The following is a 26,296-nucleotide window of genomic DNA, read 5'->3' on the forward strand; positions in this document are numbered from 1 at the left end:
TAATAATAAGGTTTTTAAATGAGCGAAAAACGCGAGCATTTTAGCTCCCGCCTCGGTTTTATTTTAGCGGCAGCCGGTTCTGCTGTAGGTATCGGAAACTTAGTGGGTTTTCCGGTTTCAGCTACAAAAAACGGCGGTGGTGCTTTCCTTTTAGTCTATGCATTGTTTGTCATTTTCATCTGTTTGCCAGTGATGATGGCTGAAATGGCCATGGGTCGTAAAGCGCAAAAAGATCCACTTGGTTCATACAAATTTTTAGCGGGCAATGATCCAAAATGGAACTTTGCTGGCTTTTTAGCCGTATTAACGCCATTTATGATTGCTGTTTTTTATATGGTGATCACAGTATGGATTTTCGGTTATTTATCGCAAACCGCTTTTGGTAATCTAGATGCCTTGGCCCAGCCAGATAACTTTGGCACTTTTATCAATAGCTACACCGTGTTTGGTTACATGGCCGTGGTTGCCATCATCGTTAACTTGATTTTAGTGGGTGGTGTTAAAGAAGGTATTGAAAAAGCGGCTAAGTTTATGATGCCAGCTTTATTTGTACTACTCACTGCATTGGTTGTATACGTACTAACTCTTGATAACGCAATGGCCGGTGTTAAGTACTATGTTGTGCCTGACTTTTCAAAAATGGATGCCAGCGTATTAAATGGTGCATTAGCTCAAGCGTTTTTCTCGTTGTCACTGGGTATGGGTATCTTAATGACCTATGCATCTTATATTTCTAAGAAAGATGACATTGTTGGTAGTGCAAAAATGGTTGCAGTTACTGACTCGATGGTGGCATTTATTGCTGGTCTAATGGTGCTTCCAGCTATTTTCAGTTTTAACCCAGATACTGACCCAAGTACTTTATCTGACTCGTCAGTATCGATGATTTTTGTATACCTACCAAAAATTTTATTAGCGTTACAAGCTGATATTGGTTACGTGGGTGCATCAATTGTTGCGTTTGTATTCTTCTTACTTGTCTTTTTTGCTGCAATTACGTCACTTGTATCAATTGTAGAGGTGCCAACAGCAACATTAAGTGACCGCAAAGGTATCAGCCGTAAAAAAGCACTGGCTATCTTAACCTTATCTACAGGTGTATTGACTGTGCTATGTACCATGTCATTTGGTATGGTTGACTCGCTTACAAAGTTTGTTAGCTATGGCGGTGCAGATAAGAGCTTATTTGATATTGTTTATGATGTTTTTTACGACACGATTTTACCGCTTAATGGTTTAATGGTGTGTTTATTCGTTATGTATCGTTGGAAAAAAGCGAACTTATCGGCAGAGCTAAGCCAAGGCTGTGAAGGCTATATTGGTAGCTTTACAGAGAAGTATGTGAACTTCTCGCTATCAACGTTTATCCCTGCCATTTTATTACTAATCTTTGTAAATACGGTGGCGACTAAGTTTTTTGCATTTAGTATTTTCGGATTTTAAAAACCAGTTCAATACTTAGCCGCGCACTTTGCGCGGCTTTTTTATGCCTACCTTTTTTATTTTAAAAGGCCCCGGCATCAAGCACATCACCTAAGCCAAGGGTAAACATCCAAAGTCCCCATAAGCTATGTTCAATCACACACACGAAGGTCGAGCGGCTTTGCGCATACGTATAAGAAAAAAGCAGCCCCCCTAAAAATGCCAACAATACGGCCAATACATTTGCATAGACAATGTGAGCTAACGCAAATACTGATGCGCTGACAAGAATACGCACAGTTTTACTTGGCATAATGCGTTTATAACGATGGAAAAAATAGGTTCTAAAAATAAGTTCTTGCGGCATCACCGATAAGATAGGGTAGAGCAATAACAACATTAGCCAATCGTTAAATGAGTTTCGTGGCAGTGAAAACCAGTTTTCTTGATTCATAATGCCGTAAAACATTCCAGAGAATAGCGCCCCTAAAAAGAAGAAACTAAATAAGCGACGTTTTACCGCACTAAATTGCCCAAGGCTTGTTAAACGAAAGCGTTTAAAATGGGGATCAGATAAAAGCAACATGCCGCACACAGCCATTAAAATAATAAGGGCAGGAATAAGCCAGTTAGCGAGGTAGGCACGAAGAAAGAAGCCTAATAGCGGCAAAGAAACAAATATGAGGGTAAATTCAAGCCAGCGGTATTGGTTAGCGTTCAATGTCGTCTCAGCGTGTTTTTTGTTTACGCTAACAAGCTAAGACGACAGATTTATGACATTAAGATTGCTTTGGATCTTTCTCTTCGTCATCTTCAGGTAAGTATTTGAATAGGGTGATGATCGTTGCTAACACGCAAACAAAGGTAATGCCCATTAAGCCAAACACTTTAAAGTTAACCCAAAAGTCGAGCGAGAAGTTATAAGCAATGTAGATATTCAGCGCCGAGATACCTGCAGTCACCGCAACCCAAAATAGGTTAAGCTTATTCCAGAGCGCTTCAGGTACGTTGATTTCTTGTTTACTCTCAGAGGCATTTTCTAAAATCGAGCTAAGTGCTTTTTTCACTAGGTTTTTGCCAAGTACATAGCGGCTTACTAACAAAGTAACACTGAAAATGGCATACACAATGGTGGCTTTCCATTTCACAAACTGCTCATCGTGGAACACTAAGGTGAGGGTACCTAACACCACCGCTATAGCAAAAAACACCCAGTGACGGGTTGGAACTTTACCATCTTTAAAATAACAGTAAGCAACTTGAATTAAGGTGGTTAGCATCAGCAAGGCTGTTGCCCAAAAAATATCAACTAACTTGAAAACCGCAAAAAATAAAATCAGCGGGATGTATTCAATAATCGCATGCATAAATTTATAAATGCTCTAATTTAAAAAGATACTGGGTTGTATCAAGTTATCACGCAAGATACAAGGTTGACTTAGCAGCCCTGAAAGCTTAGCCTCCCGAGCCAATCTGGCCTAAACCTGCGTTTAGGTTGTTTTACCTTATCTTTTTCCGCTTAACCTCAGATGATTAAGCGGCGTATTTTGGAGCACTTTTTATGAATAAAGCCGCGTTAGTATCGCAAATGGCTGCCCACAGTGAATTAACAAAAAAAGACACACAAGCTGCCTTAACCAGCATGTTAAATGCTATCGAAAAGTCTCTTTCTGAGGGCGACCAAGTGCAAATTAATGGCTTTGGTACGTTTGCTCTGAGTTATTACCCAGCACGCAAAGGACGCAACCCACAAACCGGTGAAGAAATTGAAATAGAAGGCGCTAACAAGCCAGTTTTTAAACCTGCTAAAGCACTCAAAGACGCTTTATAAGCAGGATTTGCAAAGCTGTTGTAGTATTTACAGAGCATAAATAGAACACCTGAGAATTTATTCAATATTTTCAATCTATTAAGTTTGGCATGTTGTCTGCTGTTAATCGTTTAGGTTTACCTAAATAAGGAGATAACATGTCAAATTTAAATAGCCAACTTAATGGTAAAAAGATTGCCATTCTTGCAACCAATGGTTTTGAGCAAAGCGAGCTATTGTCACCACGAAGCGCATTATTAGAAGCTGGTGCACTTGTCGAAGTTGTGTCACTTGAGCGTGGCGATATCACAGCATGGGATGAAAACCAATGGGGTGAGCGAGTCAGTGTTGACCGTGTAGTCAGCGAAGCAGACTCTGCAGAGTATGACGCGTTACTTCTGCCTGGTGGCTTATTCAACCCAGATACGTTACGTCAAGATAGCGAAGCAAAAGCCTTTGTTGATGGTTTTTTCAGTGCCGGTAAAAACAAACCTATCGCCGCGATTTGCCACGGTCCATGGTTATTAGCCGAAATTAACAAACTACGGGAGCGCAAAGTAACCTCATACCCAAGTATCAAAACAGATTTGATCAATGCAGGAGCTAATTGGGTTGATCAAGAAGTATGTGTTGATGAGGGTATAGTCACAAGCCGAAGCCCAGCCGACCTGGAAGCCTTTAATCGTAAGTTTATCGAAGAGATTAAAGAGGGTGTGCACCGCCATCATTGATCATAAATTGTTAAGTACAAAAAAGGGCCTTTATGGCCCTTTTTTAAGTAATAAAACAAACTTACTTTGTAGCTGCTTTCATACTGGCTACAAACTCTTTTAAACCAGTTAGCATTGCTGCTTGATCATCAAGATTTGCCTCGATGATTTTAACAACCGCAGAGCCTGAAATCGCACCAGCGGCCCCTGAATCGAGTGCTGATTTAACATCTTCTGGTGTTGATACACCAAAACCAAGTAATGCCGGTGCAGCATGGTAATCTTTTAGTTTCTTAACTAATGAATCTGCTGGCATTTGTGCCTTGGTTTCTGTGCCTGTTACACCTGCGCGTGAAAGAAGGTATGTGTAACCACGACCATATGACGCACACTCTCGTAAAGTGTCATCATCAGCATTCGGTGTAGCAATAAAAATTGGGTCGATGCCATTTTTCATTGCTGTTTGGCGAAATAGCTTTGACTCATGTAGCGGCACGTCAGCCACTAAAATTGAATCGACACCGGCCTCTTTAGCATCTTGATAAAATTTTTCGATGCCACGCTTAAACACTAGGTTTGAATACAATAATAGGCCAATTGGAATATCGGCATTGTACTGGCGCACTTGCTTAATGATATCAAAGCAATCTTGGGTATTGATGTTTTCATCAAGTGCACGAATGTTGGCCGCTTGGATCACCGGGCCATCTGCAATCGGATCTGAAAATGGAATACCTAGCTCAAGAGCATCGGCGCCGCCATCAATTAAGCTTTTGATGATTTCTACGCTTAGTGCTTTATTAGGATCGCCAATAGTAACAAAGGGTACAAAAGCACCTTGGTTGGTTTCATTTAATGTGGCGAACAGTTGTCCGTAACGGTTAGTCTGGCTCATAGTGCGCCTCCTTCTGATAAAACACTGTGTACGTGAGCCAAATCTTTATCGCCTCGGCCGCTTAGGTTAACCACTAAAATAGTGTCTTCGGTTTGTTGCTCGGCATATTTAAGGGCATATGCTAGGGCATGGCTTGATTCAAGCGCTGGAATGATCCCTTCGTTTTTAGCCAGTAGTTGGAATGCTTCAAGCGCTTCAGTATCGCTAATTCCAACGTACTCAGCACGGCCAGTTTCATGCAAATGAGCATGCTGTGGGCCAACAGCTGGGTAATCAAGACCTGCTGACACAGAGTAAGACTCTTCAATTTGACCATCATCATCTTGCATAATATAGGTATAGGTACCGTGTAAAATGCCTTTTGTGCCTTTACATAAGGTTGCACCATGCTGGTGGGTGTCTAAGCCTTTACCAGCAGGCTCTACACCAATTAGTTTTACGCTTGGCTCATCAATAAAGTCTGTGAACATACCAATGGCGTTTGAGCCACCACCCACACAAGCAAGCACCGCATCTGGTAAGCGACCTTCAGCTTTGAGCACTTGTTGTTTTGCTTCTTCACCAATCATTTTTTGGAACTCACGTACCATGGTTGGGAATGGGTGAGGGCCTGCTGCAGTGCCTAGTAGATAGTGAGCATCTTTGTAATTTGCTGACCAGTCACGAAGGGCTTCGTTTACGGCATCTTTTAAGGTGCCAGAGCCCGCAGTGACGGGTATTACCTCTGCGCCCATTAGTTTCATACGAAATACATTTGGTTGCTGACGTTCAACATCTTTTGCACCCATGTAAACGCGGCATTTTAAGCCAAGTAGGGCACAGGCAAGGGCCGTTGCAACACCGTGTTGGCCGGCACCTGTTTCTGCAATAACTTCTTTTTTACCCATGCGTTTGGTAAGGAGTGCTTGACCAAGTACTTGATTGGTTTTGTGCGCACCACCATGGAGTAAATCTTCACGCTTTAAATACAGTTTTACCTTAGGGTTTTTAACTAAGTTACGTGTCAGTGTTAATGGTGTAGGGCGACCTGCGTATTCATTTAATAGTTTTTCAAACTCAGCCTGAAAAGCTGGATCGTTTTGTGATTTATTAAACTCTGTTTCTAGTTGCTTGAGTGCAGGCACAAGCAGCTGTGGTACAAACATACCACCGAATTCACCGAAATAAGCTGGATTTTGCATTCTAACCTCAATAATTTCTGATATGCGAAAACGCATTTTGTAATTTTGTTTGGCACTTTTTACCCGCTGACGCTTCAACGCCAGAATTTAGGTCAAGGCCGTTAGCACCGCGATAAAGCGCTGCATGGATATTTTCTGGGTTTAAACCCCCGGCTAACATGAACGGCACGGTTGCTGTCTCTAGCACTGACCAATCAAATGCTTCGCCTGTGCCGCCTTTTTGGCTTTTGCTGTAAGTGTCGTATAAATGGCGATCAACCCCTTCAAGCGGTTTAGGTAATTCGCCTTTAACAGCTTGGGCTTTCCAAATTTCACAGCCAAGCGGTAATTGCTTTCTGAGACTTTGAATATACTCGCTATTCTCATCGCCATGTAATTGCACGGCAGCTAATTTTAAGCTTTGTGCATAATCGACCACTTGTTCAAGCGGTGCATTGACAAACACACCCACATACGCGAGCGGGGCACTTTGCGTAACTTGCTTGGCACAGTCTATATCGACATAGCGCGGTGACTTAGGATAAAAAATTAAGCCACCATACACAGCACCACTGGCGTAGGCTGCCATCGCATCTTGTGAACGGGTTAAACCGCACACTTTGTTCTCACCTAAAATCACTTTACGACACGCGGCTTCTAAGTCGCGTTCAGCCATCAGTGAGCTGCCAATTAAAAAGCCATCGCATAATGGCGAAAGGCGTTTTACATCTTTATGGGTATAAATGCCCGACTCTGAGATCACCACTTTGTCATTTGGGATAAGCTGACGTAAACGCTCTGTTGTTGCAAGGTCAGTACTTAAATCACGAAGGTCACGGTTATTAATACCGATAAGGCTGGCATTAAGTGCAAGTGCACGACTGACTTCTTGCTCATTGCTAACTTCAGTGAGTACCGACATATTTAAAGAATCAGCCACCTTATGAAGCGCTAAATATTGCTCGTCATCAAGGACTGAGAGCATTAATAAAATGGCATCACCACCAGATAAGCGTGCTAAATAAACTTGGTACTCATCAATAAAGAAGTCTTTACAAATAAGCGGCTGTTCAACTTGGCTGCGCACATACTCAAGGTACTGATAGCTGCCTTGGAAATATTTTTCATCCGTTAGTACGCTCATACAGGTTGCGTACTTTTTATAAACCGACGTAATTTCCTCTAAATTGAATGGTTCACGAATAAGCCCTTTTGACGGTGAGGCCTTTTTACATTCTAAAATAAACTGCGTGCCGGTTGCTGCTAATGCGCCTTCAAAGTCTCGCTTGGTTGGCACAACCTCGCTAATGAATGACTCAAGCGGGCGCTGTGCTTTTCTTTGTTCTAATTCAATACGTTTGTCGGCAACAATTTTGTCTAACACGTTAGCCATGACTTACCTCAATAATTGCGTTCAATGTGTCCATCGCTTTGCCTGATGCTAATAATTCGCTTACTTGATCTGCGGCTGCTTTTAAATCACTTGCTTTATCGGTTAAATAAAGAAGAGCGGCAACGTTGGCTATAATGGCTGCGTTATGCGCCATTTCACCTTGACCTTGTAAAATCGCTAAGCTTGCTTTTGCGTTATATTCTGGGCCTTGGCCTGCTAGTTGTTCAAGTGAATAGTTTGCAAGACCAAAATCGCTCGCTGTTAGCGTGTATTCGCTCAGTTCACCGTTATTAAGTTCAACCACTTTGGTTGACCCGTGTAAGGCAATTTCGTCAGTGCCTGAACCATGAACCACCATAGCGCGTTTTGTGCCAAGGGTTTTTAAGGTTTCGGCCATTGGTAAACACAGCGAAGGGTCATAAACACCAAGCAATTGCACCTCAGGGGCAGCGGGGTTCGCCAGTGGCCCTAAAATATTAAAAATTGTGCGGCTTTTAAGGGCCGTACGCACACCCATCGCATGGCGCACACCACTGTGATAATGCGGCGCAAATAAAAATGTAAAGCCAGTATTTTCTAAACAATGGGCAGCTTGCTCAGGGCTCATATCAATATTGATACCCAAGGCTTTTAGTAAATCCGCAGAGCCCGAATTACTCGACACACTGCGATTACCATGTTTGACCATGTTGATGCCCGCAGCGGCGGCAACAATAGCAGCCGTGGTACTAATATTAATTGTGTTTGAGCCATCGCCACCGGTACCACAGCTATCGGCAAGCAAGGTTTTGCTGGTTGGAAATGGCACGGCATTGGCGCGCATTGATGCCGCAGCACCGGCGATTTCATCACTTGTTTCGCCTTTTAGTTTTAGGGCTATAAGTGCTGCAGTTAATTCAATGTCATTAAGCTTGCCATTCATGATGGCGTCAAACAATTCAGTTGCTTGCGAAAACGATAAATCTTGCTTTGCTAATAATTGGTTTAACTGGGTTTGAGTTGTTGCTTCCATGTTATTCCTCTACTGCACGCGTGCGGTTAAAAATTCAATGCTTTGCTGTAATAGCAATGCGCCATTCGGCGTTAAAATTGACTCAGGATGAAACTGATAGCCAAGGGCATTATCTTGTTGATGGTAAATTGCCATCGGAATATTTTCATAACAAGCAATTACTTCAACGTCATCAGGGACTTTGGTTGCCATTAATGAATGATAACGAGCAACCGGCATTTTATCGCCCATACCCGCGAATACTGGGTGCTCAGTCAAAGAAATAATTGATGACTTGCCATGCACAGTTTCGCCTGCATGACCAATAACCCCACCGTAGCTTTGTGTTAGTGCTTGCTGCCCTAAACAGATACCCAGCATCGGAAAGCGGCCTTTACACAGCTCAATGAGTTCCATTAAACAACCCGCATCTGATGGTGCGCCGGGGCCAGGTGATAGCACTAGTAACACAGGTACGGTCTCTTGGCACATTTTGTCAAAGATACTTTGTGCACTGATGTTATTACGGTATACCACTAACTGGCACCCTAACATAGAAAGTTCATCGACTAAGTTATAACTAAATGAATCAAAGTTATCTAAAAAGTAGATTTTATAGGCTGATGTTGTCGTCATTATTGTGCCTCGTAAGTCGATTGAATCGCAGTGATCACAGCTTGTGCTTTAGCACGGGTTTCATTGGCTTCTGATTGTGGATCTGAATCAAACACCACACCTGCACCTGCTTGTACGTAGGCCGTGCCGTTTTTAACAAAGGCAGAGCGAATAACAATACAGCTATCCATGGCGCCATCGCCCGTTAAATAACCCACAGCACCGCCATAGCTGCCGCGGCGTTTTTGTTCGGTTTGACGAACTAACTCAGCAGCGCGTACTTTAGGTGCACCCACTAAGGTGCCCATGTTCATACAAGCTTGGTAAGCATGTAGCGCATCGAGTTCAGGTTTTAAAGTACCCACCACGCGTGAAACTAAATGCATCACTTGTGAGTAGCGGTCTACTTTTAATAACTCTTTAGCGTGACGTGTGCCTGGTACGCTAATACGGGCTACATCATTTCGCGCTAAATCAACTAACATAAGGTGCTCGGCACGTTCTTTTTGGTCGTTACGAAGTTCAAGCTCAATGCGGCTGTCTAGGTCTGGATTAATTTGCCCGTTAGCAAACTTGCCACGAGGGCGAGTACCAGCAATTGGGTATACCTCAACTTGTTTACTCTCTGCGCAATATTTGAGGGCTGACTCGGGTGATGCGCCGAATAACACAAAGTCTTCATCGCGCATGTAAAACATATATGGGCTTGGGTTTTGTTGTTTTAGTTGGCTGTAAGCATGAAGTGAGTCAGGGCAGGCGAGAGAAAAAGTACGTGATGGAACAACTTGGAAAATATCGCCATCAACGATGTTGTTTTTTAACTTGATGACATGTTCGCAGTAATGCTCGTCGCTAACATCAACAGAAATTGGGTTTGAGCCTGTTTGCTTTTGCCCTTGGTAGCTTTGTGCATTGTCACATACGGCATTTAAACGCTCTAACTGTTGACCAACCTCAAAGCAATTAGCATGGACTTCAGGGCCGTTAAATACATTGCCAATTAGCTCGGTTGTTTTTGCTTGATGGTCGATGACAACTAACGTTTCGGCAAGGTAGAAAACATAATCTGGACAGCTGTTTTCGCCGTCAGGCACATCAGAAAGAGTTTCGAAATTAGCAACCATATCGTAGGCAAATACACCGCCTAAGAACACAGAAAATGGGTTATCTGTGGTGCTTTTAATACTATTAATACAGCTACGTAGCGCGCTAAATGCGTTATCTGCTACTAATTTACTGGCTTCATCAATGTCGCTTGCTACCTCGTTGTAGGTTAACGTTAATGTGTCTTCTACAAGCTCAGCAGAGCAGTTTTGCACATGAGTTTGTAAATAAGGCAGTAATTGTTTGCCGTTATTTGACTGTGCGGTGAGTGTGACCTGTTTGCCTTGGCAAACAATACGTAGCGCTGAGTCAACCAAAATTAGACTTTTTACACTGTCTTTAGAATCAATTTCAGCAGACTCTAACAGCAGTGAATTAGGCTTATCGAGTAAACTGTATAACGCAAGTGGGCTACTGATGTAGTCGCGCACTTGAGTGATACTGGTTACTTCACCCGGTGTCGTTGTTATATGACTAAAAATCAAACCTCATTCTCCCTCATTCCCAAAAACTCTTTAAAAAACAAAACCCCGCGAAGCTATGCTTGGCGGGGTTCGTATAAAGATGCCTATAAATTAGATAGACCCTTACCGTCCCGCTAAGCCAGGCGCCACCACCAATGATGTGTAAGAGTTGCTATGTAATTCATTATAAAACCTTAAAATTTAGATATAAAAAAACCCGCTACATGAGCGGGTTTTGAAATCGTTAGACACGACAATTCGTCACCCGCTAGTTACGAGTGCCACCACCAAATTGTGATTTGAATTGTTTTGTTCATTGTTATTTCTTATTTAACGTGTCTGAAAGTGCATACAGTAAAGCGTACCTAAGCCGATACTGTCAAGCATTAATTTACATATTAGTACGAGTTCGGCATTTACCCATCGCAATTGCCCATTTATGAGGGTATATATGTCTAACCTAAAAAGATAATCACGCCCTGACACTAAATTTTTGTTATACTCACATCATTGATTCAAGAACTTACGTAAAGCAGTCTTTCCCTTTGATAAAATACGATTTACATAGCCACACCACATACTCAGATGGTCAGCTATCAGTCGAGCAATTGTTACACCGCGCGGTTGAGAAAAACATAGATGTGTTTGCAATTACCGATCACGACACGTTAAGTGCGATAAAACCAGCTCGCCAAGTCATTGCAGATGATAATTTACCGCTTAAATTAATTGCTGGCGTTGAAGTATCAACAAAATGGGAAAGCTTTGAAATTCATATTGTTGGTTTAAATGTTGATGATGAAAATGACGCACTGTTGTCATTGTTACAGGCGCAACAAGCTAAGCGTGAAGAGCGCGCTTTAGAGATCGGTCGTCGCCTTGCGAAAAATGGTTTTGAAGGCATTTACGACCAAGCAAAAACATTTGCCGAAAACGCACAGATCACACGGGCGCATTTTGCCCGTGCACTGATTGAACGTGGTGTAGCTAAAAACTTCCCGGGGGTATTTAAGAAATACTTAGGGCGAGGAAAAACAGGATATGTACCAAGTAGTTGGTGTGATATGCAAACCGCAATTGCTGCCATTCACCAGGCCGGTGGGGTTGCCGTTCTTGCTCATCCTGGGCGTTATCAAATGTCTAACAAGTGGCTACGTAAGTTAATTATTGAGTTTAAAGACGCAGGTGGCGATGCGATGGAAGTTGCACAACCACAGCAAGCACCCAGTGAGCGCCAGTTTTTAGGTGAACTGAGTCGTGAATATGGCTTACTTGCGTCACAAGGGTCAGATTTTCATTTTCCGACCAGTTGGTTGGAGTTAGGTAAAAATTTATACTTACCAAAAGATTGCCAAGGGGTTTGGCAAGCATGGGAAGGGCAATAGGAGCGTGTAATGAGTCAGTTTTTTCATATTCATCCAGATAATCCGCAACCACGCTTAATCAGCCAAGCGGTTGATATTATCAAGCAGGGCGGTGTTATCGTATACCCAACCGACTCGGGTTATGCACTTGGCTGTAACATTGGTAATAAGCAAGCAAAAGAGCGAATCGAGCGTATTCGTGGTATTGAAAAACACCATAACTTTACTTTAGTCTGCCGTGACTTATCAGAGCTATCTACTTATGCTCGTGTTGATAATCAGTTATTCAGATTGATTAAAAATAACACCCCTGGGCCTTATACGTTCATCTTTAAAGGCACTAAAGAAGTACCAAAGCGTTTATTAAACGAAAAGAAAAAAACCATTGGTATTCGTGTTATCGAACACCCAATTACCTGTGCTTTATTGGCTGAATTAGGTGAGCCGTTAATGTCGTGTTCTTTAATTTTACCGGGTGAGCAATATACCGAGGCTGATCCTGATGAAATTCGCGATCGCATTGAAAAGCAAGTTGATTTAATTATTCATGGTGGTTATCTTCCTGAACAGGCAACCACAGTAATTGACTTGTCGGATGATGATATCGAAATCTTACGTGTGGGTTGTGGTGATACTAAACCATTTGAGTAGAGACTTAATTGACTAGCCCAGAGCTTGACGCGCCAGATAATTTACAAGAGCCAGTACAGCAAAAGCTGCCACTGGCTTTTTTGCATGGCAAAGCGGTGGTTGATAAACCTGAAGACTTATACATTCCACCCGATGCATTAGAGATCATTTTAGAAACCTTTGAAGGTCCTCTCGATTTACTTTTGTATTTAATCAAAAAACATAAACTCGATGTATTAGAGCTCTCTATTTTTAGTATTACAGAGCAATACGTTAGTTATGTTGAAATGATGAGCGAGTTTCAGCTTGAACTGGCTGGTGAATACCTTGTGATGGCGGCGTTATTAGCACAAATTAAATCACGATTATTACTACCAAAACATGAAGAGCTTGAAGAGGAAGAAGATCCACGAGCTGAGCTTGTAAGACGTTTACAAGAATACGAACAATTTAAAAAAGCTGCAGAAAATCTTGATGAGATCCCTCGCGAAGGCCGCGATATCTTTGTTGCTGAAGCACTGGTGCCAGAACTCAGTGAGCGTGAGGTACTGTTACCTGACGTTGACATGAAAGACTTGTTAGTTGCGCTAAGCGACGTTATGGCCCGAGCTAAAACATTTGAACACCATCATATCACCGCAGAAGCCTTATCGACCCGCGAACGCATGAGCTTAATCTTAGATAAGCTCTCAGAGGCCCAATCACAGCTGCCTTTTAGTACTCTTTTTACAGTAGAAGAGGGCAGAAGTGGTGTTGTCGTTAGCTTTATCGCAATGTTAGAGCTGGTTAAAGAAAACCTGATCAGCTGCTTTCAGGTAGATGCCAATAGCCAGATTTATGTTGGTTTGATTGAAGAAGGCGAATAGCTGGAGGTTAATAGCTTTAAGCGGTAAGTTTTAAGTTAGCTGTCATAGTAAACTGAAAATATAAGGAAAGCAGATGCAAAATAAACATTTTACAATCAAAACCATGACCAAGAAGGAAGTTGAGCTCATGATTGATTGGGCTGCAGCAGAAGGCTGGAATCCAGGCCTTAATGATGCAGATTGTTATTTTGTTGCTGATCCTGAAGGATTTCTTGTTGGTTTTCTTGACGATGAGCCTATTGCTACAATTTCTGCCATTAATTACCACGATGCATTTGGCTTTATCGGCTTTTACATTGTTAAACCTGATTACCGTGGCAAAGGTTACGGAATACAAATTTGGAATGCCGCGTTAAAGCGCCTTGAAGGGTTGAATATTGGACTTGATGGTGTGGTGGAGCAGCAAGAGAACTACAAAAAGTCTGGTTTTAATCTGGCCTATCGCAATATCCGTTTTGCAGGAGTCGGCGGTGGTAGTTCACCTCAAAATTCAGACATTGTTGATCTTAACACTGTTCCATTCGAAATTTTTGACGCATACGAACAGGCTTTTTTCCCTGCTAATAGAGCAAACTTTACTAAAGCATGGTTAAACCAACCCCAGAGCGACGCTTTGGGCGTAATGAGCAATGGGGAATTGGCAGGATACGGGGTAATTCGCAAATGCCAGAACGGCTTTAAAATTGGTCCTTTATTTGCCGACTCACCAGAATTAGCTGAATCTTTGTTCCTCGCTTTAAAATCTAAAGCGAGCGCATCTGAAGCTATTTTCCTTGATACGCCAGAAATCAACCAAGCTGCTGTTGCTTTAGCACAGAAGTACAACATGCAAGTGTCGTTCGAAACCGCCCGAATGTATACCGGCGAATGTCCGAGCTTGCCATTAAACCGTATTTTCGGTGTGACTTCTTTTGAAATCGGCTGAGTTTATTGGGTTGAGTGATTAAACGGTTGTGAGTAAAACTAAAAATTTATCACGTTAAGAATTAAACGCTTTTATCAACGAGTATTCATAATATTGCTAGCACCTAGCACCTAGCACCTAGCACCTAGCACCTAGCACCTAGCACCATCTGTTTTTTCCTTTCCACTTTCCCCTTTACCCTTTCAACTTTCACTAAGGGTGTGCATATACGCACAGAAGCTGTTCGTTTTACGCTATTTTCATTATATAAATCCTAAGCTAAGCTGTACTTAGTTTCGTAATTCTCATGGGAAATGAGTATGTTAAAGAATTCAAAGGCAAGTTATGGCTGGGTGGCCATCCTATTGCACTGGTTAATGGCACTTGGGGTGTTTGGTTTGTTTGGCTTAGGCGTGTATATGGTTGAGCTAACCTATTACGACGCTTGGTACAAAGGCTCTTTGGACTTACATAAAAGCGTGGGCATTACCTTAGCGGCATTATTGTTGTTTCGTTTTGGTTGGCGCTTATTAGGCACCCAACCTGAGCCTGTTGCAGGTAGTTCAAAAGCTATGAATCGAGTTGCACACTCAGTCCATAAACTAATTTATTTAGCTTTAATTGTCATTGTGACATCTGGCTATTTAATCTCTACGGCTGATGGCCGTGCAATTGAAGTATTTAATTTATTTGCTGTACCGGCATTACCAGAGTCGGTCGCAAACCAAGAAGATATTGCAGGTAAAATTCACTTTTATGCCGCGTATGGGCTAATAGCTGTGGTTGTTTTACATGCTTTAGGGGCACTAAAACATCATTTTATCGATAAAGATAAAACCTTAATTAGAATGATCAAACCATTGAAGGATGATTAAAATGAAAAAATTACTATTAGGCACAGCACTAAGTGCTGCACTTTTCTCAACAGCAAACGCAAATGCAGCTGACTACGTTATTGATACAGACGGTGCCCACGCATTCGTTACATTTAAAATTAAGCACTTAGGTTACAGCTGGTTACATGGTCGTTTTAATACTTTCTCAGGTGATTTTAGCTATGACGATAAAGCGCCTAATGCATCTAAAATCAATGTAACGATTGATACTAAAAGCATTGACTCAAACCATGCTGAGCGTGACAAGCACTTACGCGGTAAAGACTTCTTAAATGTTGATAAATACCCAACTGCAACATTTAAAAGTACCTCAATCAAGTTTGATGAAGACGGCGACGAAGCAGATGTAACTGGCGAATTTACCTTAAATGGTGTAACCAAAACCATTACTTTTGAAATCGACAAAATTGGTGAAGGTAAAGATCCGTGGGGCGGTTACCGTGTTGGTTTTGAAGGCGAAACAAGTCTTAAATTAACTGACTATGGTATTGACTACAACCTTGGTCCGGCTTCAACGCATGTTGATATTGGTTTATTCATTGAAGGTGTACGTAAGTAAGCACCGTTAATACGACCGCCAATTTGCATAACTGTAGGTTGGTAAACTTAAAAGTGCCGCTTAATGAGCGGCACTTTCGTTTCTATCTTTTAATCTCTTTTCTAAAATGGGCTGCAAATTATCCGGTAGCCAGCGAACTAACACATCATGAAAAGCATCTGTATGAGCGATTTTCTCAAGAGCTTCATCTAATAATTTTACCGTTACTTCACCTTGCTTGTTTTTAGTGCAGCCTATATAGCCAATGCTTAACGCCGGAGCTTCAGTAAGTGATAGTTGAGTTAAGTCATCTTCAAAGCCCATGGAATGAGCCAAGTAATAATGTTCGCTAGGGTAGCCAAGTAATATATCAATACGCTTTTTTTGTAGCATATAAGTCAAACTTGCGAGGGTGTCTCTGCCGGGACGTGAGATAATATTAGCGTCATGACTTTCGTTAATCACTTTGTCGATATTTTCTCCAAAAGAGCGACTCATAGAGACCCCTAAAGCAAGGTTTTCGGCTAGTAATGATTTAAGTGACACAGGTTTTGTTGAGTCTAGCTTAAGTTTTGTGGCTAACTCTTTACGTATTGCAATAGACGGAGACAAACCTACAGTTGATGAATGTTCAGTAAACTGAATATGCTGCTTGCGGTGCTCGCTTTGATATAACGACAGCATACAGTAATTATTTTGTGGGTTTGATAGTTCATGCACAGCACGACTGGCTGGCAATAAAGTGCGTTTAAATGAAACCTCAGGCAGTGCTTTTTCTAATAATTTGATCACACTTTCATCACGACCTGTGCCTTCATATTTATCATGCATGATGTAGTAGGGGGCAAAATCAACCATGATCCACTCAATGGCTTTAGGTTGCTTATTTGCATAAGCTGGCAAGCAAAAAAGTAATAGTAAAATAGACCACACACTACGCATAGTTACTACCTATTTAGGAACTAAAATATAAGTGTAGCAGGAATATAGGCTTATGCTGGCTGGTGGTGAAAACTAAAACGCCAGCTTGTTGGCTGGCGTTTATCGGTTGGGTTTAGTTGGCTTTTAACCACTTCACAAATTGGCGTGCATCACTAGCCTTTTGGAAGATGGCATTTTTTAAGCCCTGCGTGTCACTAAAAATTACACGCTGTTTATTTACCGAGATTGATTGCACTGGATGTGCGATCTGGATCAAAGATCCGTTGTATTTATATGACATAATAAAACTCACTTTTTCTTTTGTCTGTGTCTGTAGAGCTTTAATAGGCATTTAAAAAATACAGACCGACATTTGTTGTCTTGCTAACAGTGTCGACTAAGTTTGTGACAGTTTGGTGATGATTTGAAAATTCATCAAAATGTCATTTAGTGAACAAGCTGCAAGTATTTATACGAATATGCGGGAATTACTGGATCAAGGTAAGGGGTTAACCGCGTGGTTTCTAAAAACCAGACAATCAGAGTACTGTAAGAATCAATTAAGCGCAAGGTTTATTTTTTAAACATCAAAAATAATCTCTGGATGTTTAACAGAAACAGGCGTATTGTGATTAGGCACAAAATAACAATAAGAAGTATGCTTATGAATTACCTTTTGGTATCAGATATATTCGGTAAAACAGCGCATTTATCGCTGCTTGCTCAGCAGCTTCGCGGTAAAGTGAGTCTTTGTGACCCTTACATGGGGGAAATTCAGCTCCCCATAAATGAGCAGTTTCAATATCAACATTTTATGACTCAATGCGGCCATGACAGTTATTTTGAGCTTGTGCATTTAAAAATGGCTACTATTCGTCAGCCAACCACGATTATTGCATTTAGTGCAGGCGCTGCCGCTGTGTGGCGTGCCCAAGCAGAATTAAAAAATTCGTTCATTAAAAAAATCATTGCCTTTTATCCATCCCAAGTTAGACATCATCTTGAGCTTGAGGCTAACGTTCCCTGTCGATTTATTTTTCCTCACAGTGAAGAGCATTTTGATATTAAGCCTGTGATTGCTTCATTAGAAAGTAAAGCCAAGGTGAGCTGTGAAATAGCCGACTATGGTCATGGGTTTATGAACCCGCTATCTGAGAATTTTAATCAGCTCGGTTATCAGCAATTTACCGAACAGCTATTAAAAGAGTGTTGCAACTCAGAACTTGTACCCAACGATTAAAAAACTAGTCTATAGTCATTACTAAACAACAATATAAGTAATGACTATGACGGACCAAACAAATTACAGCCACTTCTTATCTAACCCGGTTGCTAAACCACCTTGTCGAATGATCAATGCGCAAATGTATGGTTTTTTTGTGTCTGGCTGTGAGCAAAAAATGCAGCAGTATGTTGATGCAACTTTAAATCTACTAGCAACCGAGTCAACCTCGTTTAATGTGATAGGGAGTACTTGTTTACTTACCTTCACTGATATCGAACAAATTTCTTCATTAACGCCACCGTTTTCAGAGCATGGCTGGATGCAAGAAACCGATATTATTATTTGGCTGCCGGTAGCAAAAATGCAAGATGGTGATATTAGCCATTTATATTGGTATCCGGCATTTATTAGCGTTAATAACATTTATGCCTTAATTAATGGTCGAGAAGCTTGGGGCTATAACAAATACCTCTGTGAATACCAAATGCCAACTGCTGTGAGTGATGCGGGCGATTTTAGTATTTCTTTAGAATGTTTTGATGTGTTTAACCCAGACTCTAAATTAGCGATGCATGAGCTATTAACCATTGAGCAAACACAAGCAAGTACCAAGGAAAACTTACTCGATAACTTATCGCAATTTTCTAAACACGTTACAGATTTGTTTGATGCGCAAATTAATGGCATTGATTTATCGCTTCTTAAACAATTATTAGACGGGTTTATTCATCCACAGATGGATCAGATTTTGTTTAAACAATTTCCCGATGGCCAAGGAGATAAAGCCGTTTATCAAAGCGTGGTTCACTCACCATCGCTAATCAAAAAAATTCATCAATTAAAACTTTTACACAATGATTTTAGCTTGGATGTAAAAGCTCTTGCGAGCTTTCCTCTAAATGACATGTTTGGCATTGCACTTGGCAAACAAGCGGTTCATTTACCTTTTTACGTCAATATGGACTTTGACCAGCTTGGCGCAACACAACTGTTACCAGCACAGGGGTAACCATGGAAAAAGAAAAAATCACCATTGTCGGTGGCGGTGTTGCAGCGATGACTGCGGCAGTGTATTTGACCGAGCAAACTAATTGGCAAAGCCAGCGCGAAATTACCGTTTATCAACAGGGGTGGCGTCTTGGCGGTAAAGGGGCGAGTGGTCGAAACGCCCATTTTGGACAGCGAATCGAAGAGCATGGTTTACATGTTTGGTTTGGCGCCTATGTGAATAGCTTTCGCACCTTAGAAGGGGTGTATAACTCACTCAATCGACCTGCTAGTTGTTCATTAGCTACTTGGCAACAGGCATTTAAACCACACAGTTTTATTGCCTTACAAGAGTTTATTGATAACGAATGGCAAACTTGGCCAATTGATTTTCCTACCGTAGAAGGTAACCCCGCTGATGGCAGCCTAGATATAACAGTGTGGGACTTTGTCACCATGACATTAGCATGGCTAAAAAAATGGACCGAAGGCATTGAGCATGTTTGTCAGCAGCAAGATGCTAAAACCATTTTAGTGACTAATAAATCACGGGATCAATCGTTACTCAAACACATGTATCAAGAGATCAAATCAGACATTGATACCCATTTGGATGGTGCAAAGCAATTCATTGATGATATTGAAGCAGGCGCAGCTGAAATTGCCTCGACCCCACGAACATTGATAACTCATTTGCTGCAGTTCACCGAAAAGCAGGCCACCCATACAGATAAACAGGCCGATCGGCTGGTTATTTGGTATATCGTCAGAAAGTTAAAACGCTGGTTTAAAGACCAAGTTATTGATCTACTGGATGACAACCCAGAGCTGCGCAGACTTTTTATTTGTGCCGATCTTGCGATTGCAATGCTCACCGGATTGATTAAAGACAAAGTATATCGCGACGGTTTTGGTGTCATTAATTGCTACGATTTTCGTCAGTGGCTCGAAAAAAATGGTGCGAATAAAACTTACAGTGTCGATTCAGCGCCAGTGCGCGGCTTTTATGATTTGGTGTTCGCTTACCCTAAAGGTGACTTTAGTAAACCCAATGTTGAAGCCGGCGTTGCCGCCCTTGCTATGCTTCGTATAGGGCTTTGCTATAAAGGTGGCGTGATGTGGAAAATGCAAGCAGGCATGGGCGATGTCATTTTCGGACCAATTTATGAACTTTTAAAGCAGCGCGGCGTTAAGTTTAAGTTCTTCCATCAGTTAACTAACTTGTCTGCTGGGCAAACTGACCAAGGTGAGCCGCAGGTAAGTGAGATTGAGCTTTGCCAACAGGTGAGTTTAGTTGGCCAAGAATATCAACCGCTCATTGATGTAAAACAGCTGCCATGCTGGCCAAGTGAGCCACTGTATGAGCAAATCAGCCCTGAACAAGCGCACTTATTGCAAGAATATCAAATTAATTTAGAGTCTTTTTGGAGCAATTGGCCCGAGGTGTATCAAGAACACTTTAATACCCCAGTGCCAACAGTGACGCTTCGCCATGGTATTGATTTTGATACGCTTATTCTAGGTGTCTCGGTAGCCTCTCTTGAACACGTTGCCTCTGAACTTTTAGCTGTAGATTACGCGCTTTCTCAACAAGCAACAAAAGTGCAAAGTGTGGCGACTCAGGCTTGCCAAGTATGGCTGAATAAAACCGACGCACAACTTGGCTTTACGCAAACTAATGCTGCTCATGAAGGGCCTATTTTAAGTGGCTTTGTCGAGCCGTTTGATACTTGGGCCGCAATGGGCAACTTGCTCGATAAAGAAGATTGGCCAAGTGACAACTCACCAGTTAATGTTGCCTATTTTTGCAGTGCGTTTAGCTGCGAAAACTACCCTCCTGCCAGTGCACATCAATTCCCAGAGCAAATGAAAGCCGAAGTAAAATTGAATATGCATAATTTGTTTAGCTCAGATATGCGGCCACTTTGGCCTGAAGCCTATATTGATAACAAGTTTGATTGGCAGGTTTTTTACAGTGATCCGCATAGCATTTTACCTGTACTAGAGCAGCAATATTGGCGCGTTAATGTCGATCCCAGTGAGCGCTATGTTCTATCTGTAGTTGATTCGAGTAAATACCGCTTGGCTACAGATGGCAGTCAGTTTGTTAATTTGCGCATTACTGGTGACTGGATAAAAACAGGGGTTAATGCGGGCTGCGTTGAGGCTGCTGTCATGGCCGGTATGCAAACAGCCCGGGCAATATGTGGTTGGCCAAATGAAATCAGCGGAGAGCATGCATTCGAAAAAGGTTAGTGTGAGCATAGTTGTAAATAAGTATGCGTATAAGTCATGAATTTTCATGATTTATATGCGACTTTAATCTATTGTTTGGTCTATACTTACCACTAAATTACAACAATTTAACAAGTTTCCCTCTTTTAAGGTCTAAAAGCCAATGAAGCGTCCTTTTCTTAAAGATCCAAAGTTTATGATGTTGTCGAGCTCAAGCTTGGCGGCATGTGTAATGGCAAGCGCTGTTGCACAAGGAGCTGAGACTGAAAAAGACATGGAAGTTATTAGCGTTTATGCACAAAAGCGTCCGCAAGCAATTGAAGACGTGAGTGTGGCGGTAAGCCAAGTGAATGGCGAAATTTTAAAAGCTCAGCATTTTAAAGATTCAACTGAAATTGGTTTGTTTGCGCCAAACGTTAAAATCACCCAAAACGCCGCAGAAGGGACGCCTCCCGCTGTGAGTATCCGTGGGGTGGGGTTACTTGATTATAATACGGCGAACACTTCACCTGTTGCCATGTATATTGATGGCGTTGCGGTGGGGTCTGCCAATAATCAAATTGTTAACTTGTACGATATTGAACAGCTCGATATTTTACGCGGCCCGCAAGGTACCTTGTTTGGTCGTAATTCTACCGGTGGTGCAATACTTATACGCTCAAATCGCCCTGAGTTTGATAGCTATGGCTCGCTAACATTAGGTGCTGCCAATAACAACGCCACCAGCGTCGATGGTATGTGGAACCAGCGACTCTCAGACTCCAGCGCAATGCGTATTGCTGTTAACTATCAAGACTACGAATATTCAACAAAAAATACTTATGCAGACTCACCAACAGCAGGCATGGAGCAAAAAAATGCACGTGTGTCTTTTTTGTCTGAGTGGGATGACGTTGATCTTTACCTGCAAGCGCATATTGAAGATTGGGATGGTATTGCCCAGCCAGTTGGTAGTATTGGTATTGTCGCGAACCCTTTAACGGGTGAGCTGTGTTCACCAGCAGATGCGGGCTCAACACGCTGTTTTGATAACTTTGGTTTTAATGATGGCAGTGATGACTTCTTTGCTGTGAGCGTCAATAACGACTCACCTCATAAATCTGATGGCTACGGTTTTATTGCCGAAGTGAATTGGCATTTTAACGAGCAAAGTACATTTACCTCACTGTCGAGCTTTAACAATTTAGAGAGAAGCCATGCCTTTAACTGCGATGGCTCGCCAGCTCGTTTGTGCGAAGGAGTATTAGGGTTAGATACTCAACTATTTAGCCAAGAATTCAGGTTATTAAACGAATTTGTTGATTACACACTCACCAGTGGTGTTTATTTTGCCGATGAGACGATTGAGCAAGATAATCTAAATGATATTTTGCGTGATTTTAGAGGTATTTTACCGACAAACTTAACCGCGACCTTTATTTACGATAACGAAATCAAAATGCAAAATTTGGCTGTATTTAGCCAAATTGAAGTGCCTGTCGCAGATAGATGGATGATCACAGCCGGTCTTAGATATGACTATGAGTCACTTGAATATGACTCAATCGCCACGTTAAATGCGGTGGTTGATGTGAATGACTTAGACGGAGTGCTTGTACCATTTTATCGCGTTACCGATGAGCAATCAGACAATGGCTTTACTGGTCAATTTGCAGTTAATTATCGCTATTCAGATGCAAGCAATCTTTATTATCGTTTTGCTAATGGTAGTAAAAGTGGTGGCTACAACGGCGGCTTTTTGTCATCTGAAGAGCAAGCAATCTTAGCAAACTACGGTAAAGAGCGCTTAAATGCCCATGAAGTTGGCTTAAAGTCGTTCTGGCCTGGCAAGCAACTTAGAATGAATTGGGCGGCGTTTTATTATGACTATAACGACCAACAAGTGTTTATGAACCAAGCGTCAGAAACACCGCAAATGCCACCTGTACAATTGCTTGAAAATGTCGCTGATTCAACTATTTATGGTCTTGAAACTGAAATCAATTACCAAGCAACTAAGCAATTAGCCATGCTACTTTCAGTTGGCTATATCCCTCATGCTGAGTTTGAAGAATACGTTGACCCACTTGGCAATAGTATTACCGATAACCAACTACCATTTACTTCTAAATGGAATGTATCTGCGGGATTAAAATATGATACCAGTTTGGCGTCATATCCGTTATCGGCCAATATTATTTACGATTATCAGTCTGAGTTTTATTTTGATCAGAACATGAACCCTTATGCCCGCCAAGACGGCTTTAGCATTGTTAATGCGCATCTAAAATATGATGTTGATAATTGGTCATTTACTTTATGGGGCAAAAATTTATTTGATACTGAATACAGTCAGTTAAAGTTCGATTTAAGCTCGTTCTTAGGCATGCTTGAAGACTTTAAAGGGGAAGGGCGTCGCTATGGCTTTGATGTTTCAATGCAATTCTAGTCGTTGCCAGCTCCACGATGGTACAGGGGTTTTGTGAATGCGGTTAAAGCTGTATTTTAGCACTCTGCTGTTTGTGGTTTTATTAAGTGTTTCGGCTAATGCACAAGATACGTTTGTCTACACCGACGCTGTAGCTGAGCAAAACCTTCATGATGTCGGTGAAGTGTTTACGGCAAATGATAATATGTTTCCGCAATCTGTGGCTGCGATTGATGCTTGGCGAGCCAGCAAAAAACCACAATCAAGAATAAGCTCTGTCGGCGGTAGCTATTGGTTAATTGTTGAAATTGAAAATCTAAGTGATATCGAAGATTTAGTTCTCTACCCGTATAACACCCTGGTTTCGAAAATAGAAAGCCGCATTTACGATATAACTGATCCAACAGCCCCGATACAGCACTTTGTAACCGGCGGGGTCGAGCCAAATCAATTTGCTTTTCACTATGGTAATCGCTTATCTCTTGAAAAAGGTAAGCACTATACGCTAATCACTTATTTTGAGAGTGACTACTTTTATACTCCCGCAAAGCTGGTATTAACGCCTTATCAAGACTATTTTCAGAACATAACCGTCGAAAATATGATCATGATGCTGTGCTTTGGGGTGGGCATTGCACTTGGTTTATATAATTTATTAATTTACTTGGTTTCCCGTGATGTTACACACCTGTATTACGCATTATTTACAGCATCCTGGGTGTTTGCTTGGAGCCATTTTTTCCATATTTCTGATCAGCTGTTTGGTTACTATAATCCTCATCTTCACTGGCTCGGCTTTGCCCTCACACCATTAACCAATATTCTGTTTTACAACAACTTACTTAAACTCAAAGAAACATTTCCGAAACTGGCGCAATTATCACTCACGGTGGGTGTAATCGCCACTTTGGGTATTCCGTTTTGTATTTTATGGCCAAGCTTTGGTTTTTATTGGTCAACGTTAGTAACGGGTGTTGCTTTATGTTTAGGCTTATACATAGGTATTCGCTGTATGCTCATTGGCTTTAAGCCAGCACGCTATTTTGTGCTGGCTTACATTGCCATGATGCTACCAAATATGGTGGGTAATTTAACTAATTTAGGCTTGCTGCCTGCTACCTCCATTAATTTATATTTATTGGGGTTGATAGGCACAGCCATGGACGCCATGTTGCTGGCGTTTGCTGTGGCCGATAAGTTTAGGTTGCTTCACGATGACAACGTAGAGCTCAACAAAAATCTAGAAGAAAAAGTACATTTAAGAACCTTGGAGCTCGAAGATCTTGCCTCTGAGCTTCGCGATGCGAATGAAGCCAAAAGTCGCTTTTTAGCGAATATCAGTCATGAGATTCGCACCCCAATGACATCAATCATTGGCTATGCAGATGGCATTATGCTCGGGGACATTAAGCCTCATGAGCGCAACCATGGGATTGGCGTTATTTTGCAAAATAGCCGCCATGTCCTTGGATTAATAAACGATATACTCGATATGTCGAAGATTGAAGCCAACAAGCTAGAAATAGATTTAGTCGAAACAGACTTGTTTGCCACGATTGCCAATATTGAGTCACTTATTGGCAAGCAAATCCGTGATAAGGGCTTAAAGTTCAGTGTTGATTATCAGTTCCCTTTGCCAGACTACCTAATTACCGATCCGAGTCGTTTAAGGCAAATCTTATTAAACTTAACAACCAATGCCCTTAAGTTCACTCAAGTGGGGCGTATCACTTTAACGGTAAGCTGTCATAACGATAAGTTGTCGATAAGCGTAAAAGACACCGGTATTGGCATGACAGACAAAGAGCAACAAGCCTTGTTTAGTGCCTTTTATCAAGCGGATTCAAGTATTTCTAGGCAGTATGGTGGCACGGGTCTTGGCCTTAATATTTCAAAGAGCCTTGCGCAGAAATTGGATGGAGATATTAGCGTTAAAAGTAATGTCGGCTCTGGCAGTGAGTTTATTTTCACCATGTCGATTTATACTACAGATAATACACGCTGGCTTAATGATATGAGCGAAGTGAAGCTCGTTGAAACCTCACCGTTTAGTAAGCTTGATGCACCAGAGAACTTAAAGGGCAGAGTATTACTTGCCGAAGACCACCCAGACAACCGACGCTTAATTGCGCGAATATTAGAGCGTATGGGACTAACAGTGACCACTGTTGAAAATGGTAAAGACGCAGTGCAAGCAACCCTCGAAGACAGCTTTGATCTTATTTTACTCGATATTCAAATGCCGATTATGGACGGTCAAGAGGCATTGAAAATGATGCAAGCAACGGGAGTGAGTGCGCCAATCATTGCACTGACAGCGAATACCATGAAGCATGAAATTGCCCGTTATATGAAGCAAGGCTTCAATGATTTAATCGCCAAACCAATTGATAGAAACGCGTTTAGCCATAAAATTGCCAGTTACTTAGATTGCGATGAGTTAGCCGATATCAAGTTACCTGAAAAAGAGTTTCAGGCGCTTAAAGATGACTACATAAAAGGTCTTGAAGAACAATATAGAGAAATGCGCGAGCAATACAAAAATATGGACATTGATGGCTTAAGCAGAAACGTTCATATGCTTAAGGGCGCTGCGAACATGTTCGAATGTGAAACGCTTTATGTTAAAGCGGTTGCCGTTGATGCTGCGCTCAAAAAAGATACCGTCACGCTCGATACGCAGCTTATTGCATCCTTATTTTGTGCCATGCAAGACGAGATAACCAAGGTAACGCATTGATTGCTTGAATAGCGGCTAT

General features: G+C 41.7%; 24 protein-coding genes. 14 read left to right on the plus strand and 10 right to left on the minus strand.

The annotated features are described in order from the left end of the window. Positions 1-18 precede the first annotated feature (18 nt). Positions 19-1,443 carry a sodium-dependent transporter gene (locus MTF66_RS29840; RefSeq protein WP_054561222.1) on the plus strand — a complete coding sequence of 475 codons (1,425 nt, stop codon included), beginning with the start codon at positions 19-21 and terminating at the stop codon, positions 1,441-1,443. Positions 1,444-1,504: 61 nt separating this feature from the next. Here the strand turns inward: MTF66_RS29840 and MTF66_RS29845 are convergent, their stop codons facing one another. After that, positions 1,505-2,143: a type II CAAX prenyl endopeptidase Rce1 family protein gene (locus MTF66_RS29845; protein WP_248529429.1), complete on the minus strand. Its 639-nt coding sequence runs from the start codon at positions 2,141-2,143 to the stop codon at positions 1,505-1,507. Between the two features lie 58 nt (positions 2,144-2,201). Further along, the gene (locus tag MTF66_RS29850; RefSeq protein WP_248529430.1) at positions 2,202-2,789 is read right to left on the minus strand and encodes an inner membrane-spanning protein YciB; all 588 of its coding nucleotides are present in this window, start codon (positions 2,787-2,789) and stop codon (positions 2,202-2,204) included. A 194-nt stretch (positions 2,790-2,983) separates the two neighbouring features. Here MTF66_RS29850 and MTF66_RS29855 point away from each other — a divergent pair, with 194 nt between their 5' ends. Together MTF66_RS29855 and MTF66_RS29860 are read left to right on the plus strand one after the other, a co-directional pair. Next, complete coding sequence (locus MTF66_RS29855) at positions 2,984-3,253, plus strand: HU family DNA-binding protein (protein ID WP_130051777.1); 270 nt, start codon at positions 2,984-2,986, stop codon at positions 3,251-3,253. 137 nt (positions 3,254-3,390) lie between these two features. Beyond that, positions 3,391-3,963, plus strand: a complete 573-nt coding sequence (locus MTF66_RS29860; RefSeq protein ID WP_054561226.1) for a type 1 glutamine amidotransferase domain-containing protein — start codon at positions 3,391-3,393, stop codon at positions 3,961-3,963. Positions 3,964-4,024: 61 nt separating this feature from the next. Here MTF66_RS29860 and trpA read toward each other — a convergent pair whose 3' ends face one another. From trpA to MTF66_RS29890, 6 genes are read right to left on the minus strand one after another with little or no spacing between them, the layout of a single operon-like run. Beyond that, positions 4,025-4,837, minus strand: a complete 813-nt coding sequence (gene trpA, locus MTF66_RS29865) for a tryptophan synthase subunit alpha (protein WP_248529431.1) — start codon at positions 4,835-4,837, stop codon at positions 4,025-4,027. Continuing rightward, a complete protein-coding gene (gene trpB / locus MTF66_RS29870; RefSeq protein WP_248529432.1) occupies positions 4,834-6,018 on the minus strand; it encodes a tryptophan synthase subunit beta in 1,185 nt (394 codons plus the stop codon). The genes trpA and trpB overlap by 4 nt, the downstream gene beginning before the upstream one ends. Before the next feature lie 7 nt (positions 6,019-6,025). Continuing rightward, positions 6,026-7,390 (minus strand): bifunctional indole-3-glycerol-phosphate synthase TrpC/phosphoribosylanthranilate isomerase TrpF, encoded by a 1,365-nt coding sequence (gene trpCF / locus MTF66_RS29875; protein ID WP_248529433.1) that lies wholly within the window; start codon positions 7,388-7,390, stop codon positions 6,026-6,028. Continuing rightward, a complete protein-coding gene (gene trpD, locus MTF66_RS29880) occupies positions 7,383-8,402 on the minus strand; it encodes an anthranilate phosphoribosyltransferase (protein WP_248529434.1) in 1,020 nt (339 codons plus the stop codon). The genes trpCF and trpD overlap by 8 nt, the downstream gene beginning before the upstream one ends. Positions 8,403-8,411: 9 nt before the next feature. Continuing rightward, on the minus strand, positions 8,412-9,017 hold the full coding sequence (locus MTF66_RS29885; RefSeq protein WP_054552918.1) for an aminodeoxychorismate/anthranilate synthase component II: 606 nt from the start codon (positions 9,015-9,017) through the stop codon (positions 8,412-8,414). Further along, complete coding sequence (locus MTF66_RS29890) at positions 9,017-10,585, minus strand: anthranilate synthase component 1 (protein WP_248529435.1); 1,569 nt, start codon at positions 10,583-10,585, stop codon at positions 9,017-9,019. The genes MTF66_RS29885 and MTF66_RS29890 overlap by 1 nt, the downstream gene beginning before the upstream one ends. Positions 10,586-11,109: 524 nt before the next feature. On the opposite strand from MTF66_RS29890, the gene MTF66_RS29895 reads away from it, so the two are divergent. The 6 genes from MTF66_RS29895 (at position 11,110) to MTF66_RS29920 (ending at position 15,783) form a co-directional block, all read left to right on the plus strand. Then, positions 11,110-11,949 carry a PHP domain-containing protein gene (locus MTF66_RS29895; RefSeq protein WP_062565125.1) on the plus strand — a complete coding sequence of 280 codons (840 nt, stop codon included), beginning with the start codon at positions 11,110-11,112 and terminating at the stop codon, positions 11,947-11,949. Between the two features lie 9 nt (positions 11,950-11,958). Then, the gene (locus MTF66_RS29900) at positions 11,959-12,579 is read left to right on the plus strand and encodes an L-threonylcarbamoyladenylate synthase (protein ID WP_055021149.1); all 621 of its coding nucleotides are present in this window, start codon (positions 11,959-11,961) and stop codon (positions 12,577-12,579) included. 8 nt (positions 12,580-12,587) lie between these two features. Then, on the plus strand, positions 12,588-13,424 hold the full coding sequence (locus tag MTF66_RS29905) for a ScpA family protein (protein ID WP_248529436.1): 837 nt from the start codon (positions 12,588-12,590) through the stop codon (positions 13,422-13,424). A gap of 73 nt (positions 13,425-13,497) precedes the next feature. Continuing rightward, positions 13,498-14,349 (plus strand): GNAT family N-acetyltransferase, encoded by an 852-nt coding sequence (locus MTF66_RS29910; RefSeq protein ID WP_248529437.1) that lies wholly within the window; start codon positions 13,498-13,500, stop codon positions 14,347-14,349. A 299-nt stretch (positions 14,350-14,648) separates the two neighbouring features. After that, the gene (locus tag MTF66_RS29915; protein WP_248529438.1) at positions 14,649-15,203 is read left to right on the plus strand and encodes a cytochrome b; all 555 of its coding nucleotides are present in this window, start codon (positions 14,649-14,651) and stop codon (positions 15,201-15,203) included. Between the two features lies 1 nt (position 15,204). Beyond that, the gene (locus MTF66_RS29920) at positions 15,205-15,783 is read left to right on the plus strand and encodes a YceI family protein (protein WP_054561236.1); all 579 of its coding nucleotides are present in this window, start codon (positions 15,205-15,207) and stop codon (positions 15,781-15,783) included. Between the two features lie 60 nt (positions 15,784-15,843). On the opposite strand, the gene MTF66_RS29925 is transcribed toward MTF66_RS29920, so the two are convergent. Both MTF66_RS29925 and MTF66_RS29930 read right to left on the minus strand, forming a co-directional pair. Then, the gene (locus MTF66_RS29925) at positions 15,844-16,704 is read right to left on the minus strand and encodes a TIGR02285 family protein (protein ID WP_058584777.1); all 861 of its coding nucleotides are present in this window, start codon (positions 16,702-16,704) and stop codon (positions 15,844-15,846) included. Positions 16,705-16,816: 112 nt separating this feature from the next. Next, a complete protein-coding gene (locus MTF66_RS29930) occupies positions 16,817-16,984 on the minus strand; it encodes a hypothetical protein (RefSeq protein ID WP_165381452.1) in 168 nt (55 codons plus the stop codon). 363 nt (positions 16,985-17,347) lie between these two features. On the opposite strand from MTF66_RS29930, the gene MTF66_RS29935 reads away from it, so the two are divergent. The 5 genes from MTF66_RS29935 (at position 17,348) to MTF66_RS29955 (ending at position 26,277) form a co-directional block, all read left to right on the plus strand. Continuing rightward, entirely contained in the window at positions 17,348-17,923 is a 576-nt protein-coding gene (locus MTF66_RS29935; RefSeq protein WP_248529439.1) for a hypothetical protein, read from the plus strand. 46 nt (positions 17,924-17,969) lie between these two features. Further along, entirely contained in the window at positions 17,970-18,917 is a 948-nt protein-coding gene (locus MTF66_RS29940; RefSeq protein WP_248529440.1) for an acetoacetate decarboxylase, read from the plus strand. Positions 18,918-18,919: 2 nt separating this feature from the next. Then, on the plus strand, positions 18,920-21,151 hold the full coding sequence (locus tag MTF66_RS29945; RefSeq protein ID WP_248529441.1) for an NAD(P)-binding protein: 2,232 nt from the start codon (positions 18,920-18,922) through the stop codon (positions 21,149-21,151). 142 nt (positions 21,152-21,293) lie between these two features. Further along, positions 21,294-23,558 (plus strand): TonB-dependent receptor, encoded by a 2,265-nt coding sequence (locus tag MTF66_RS29950; protein WP_248529442.1) that lies wholly within the window; start codon positions 21,294-21,296, stop codon positions 23,556-23,558. A gap of 37 nt (positions 23,559-23,595) precedes the next feature. Then, positions 23,596-26,277: a 7TM diverse intracellular signaling domain-containing protein gene (locus tag MTF66_RS29955; RefSeq protein ID WP_248529443.1), complete on the plus strand. Its 2,682-nt coding sequence runs from the start codon at positions 23,596-23,598 to the stop codon at positions 26,275-26,277. Positions 26,278-26,296 lie beyond the last annotated feature (19 nt).

Source organism: Pseudoalteromonas sp. 2CM39R (assembly GCF_023161845.1).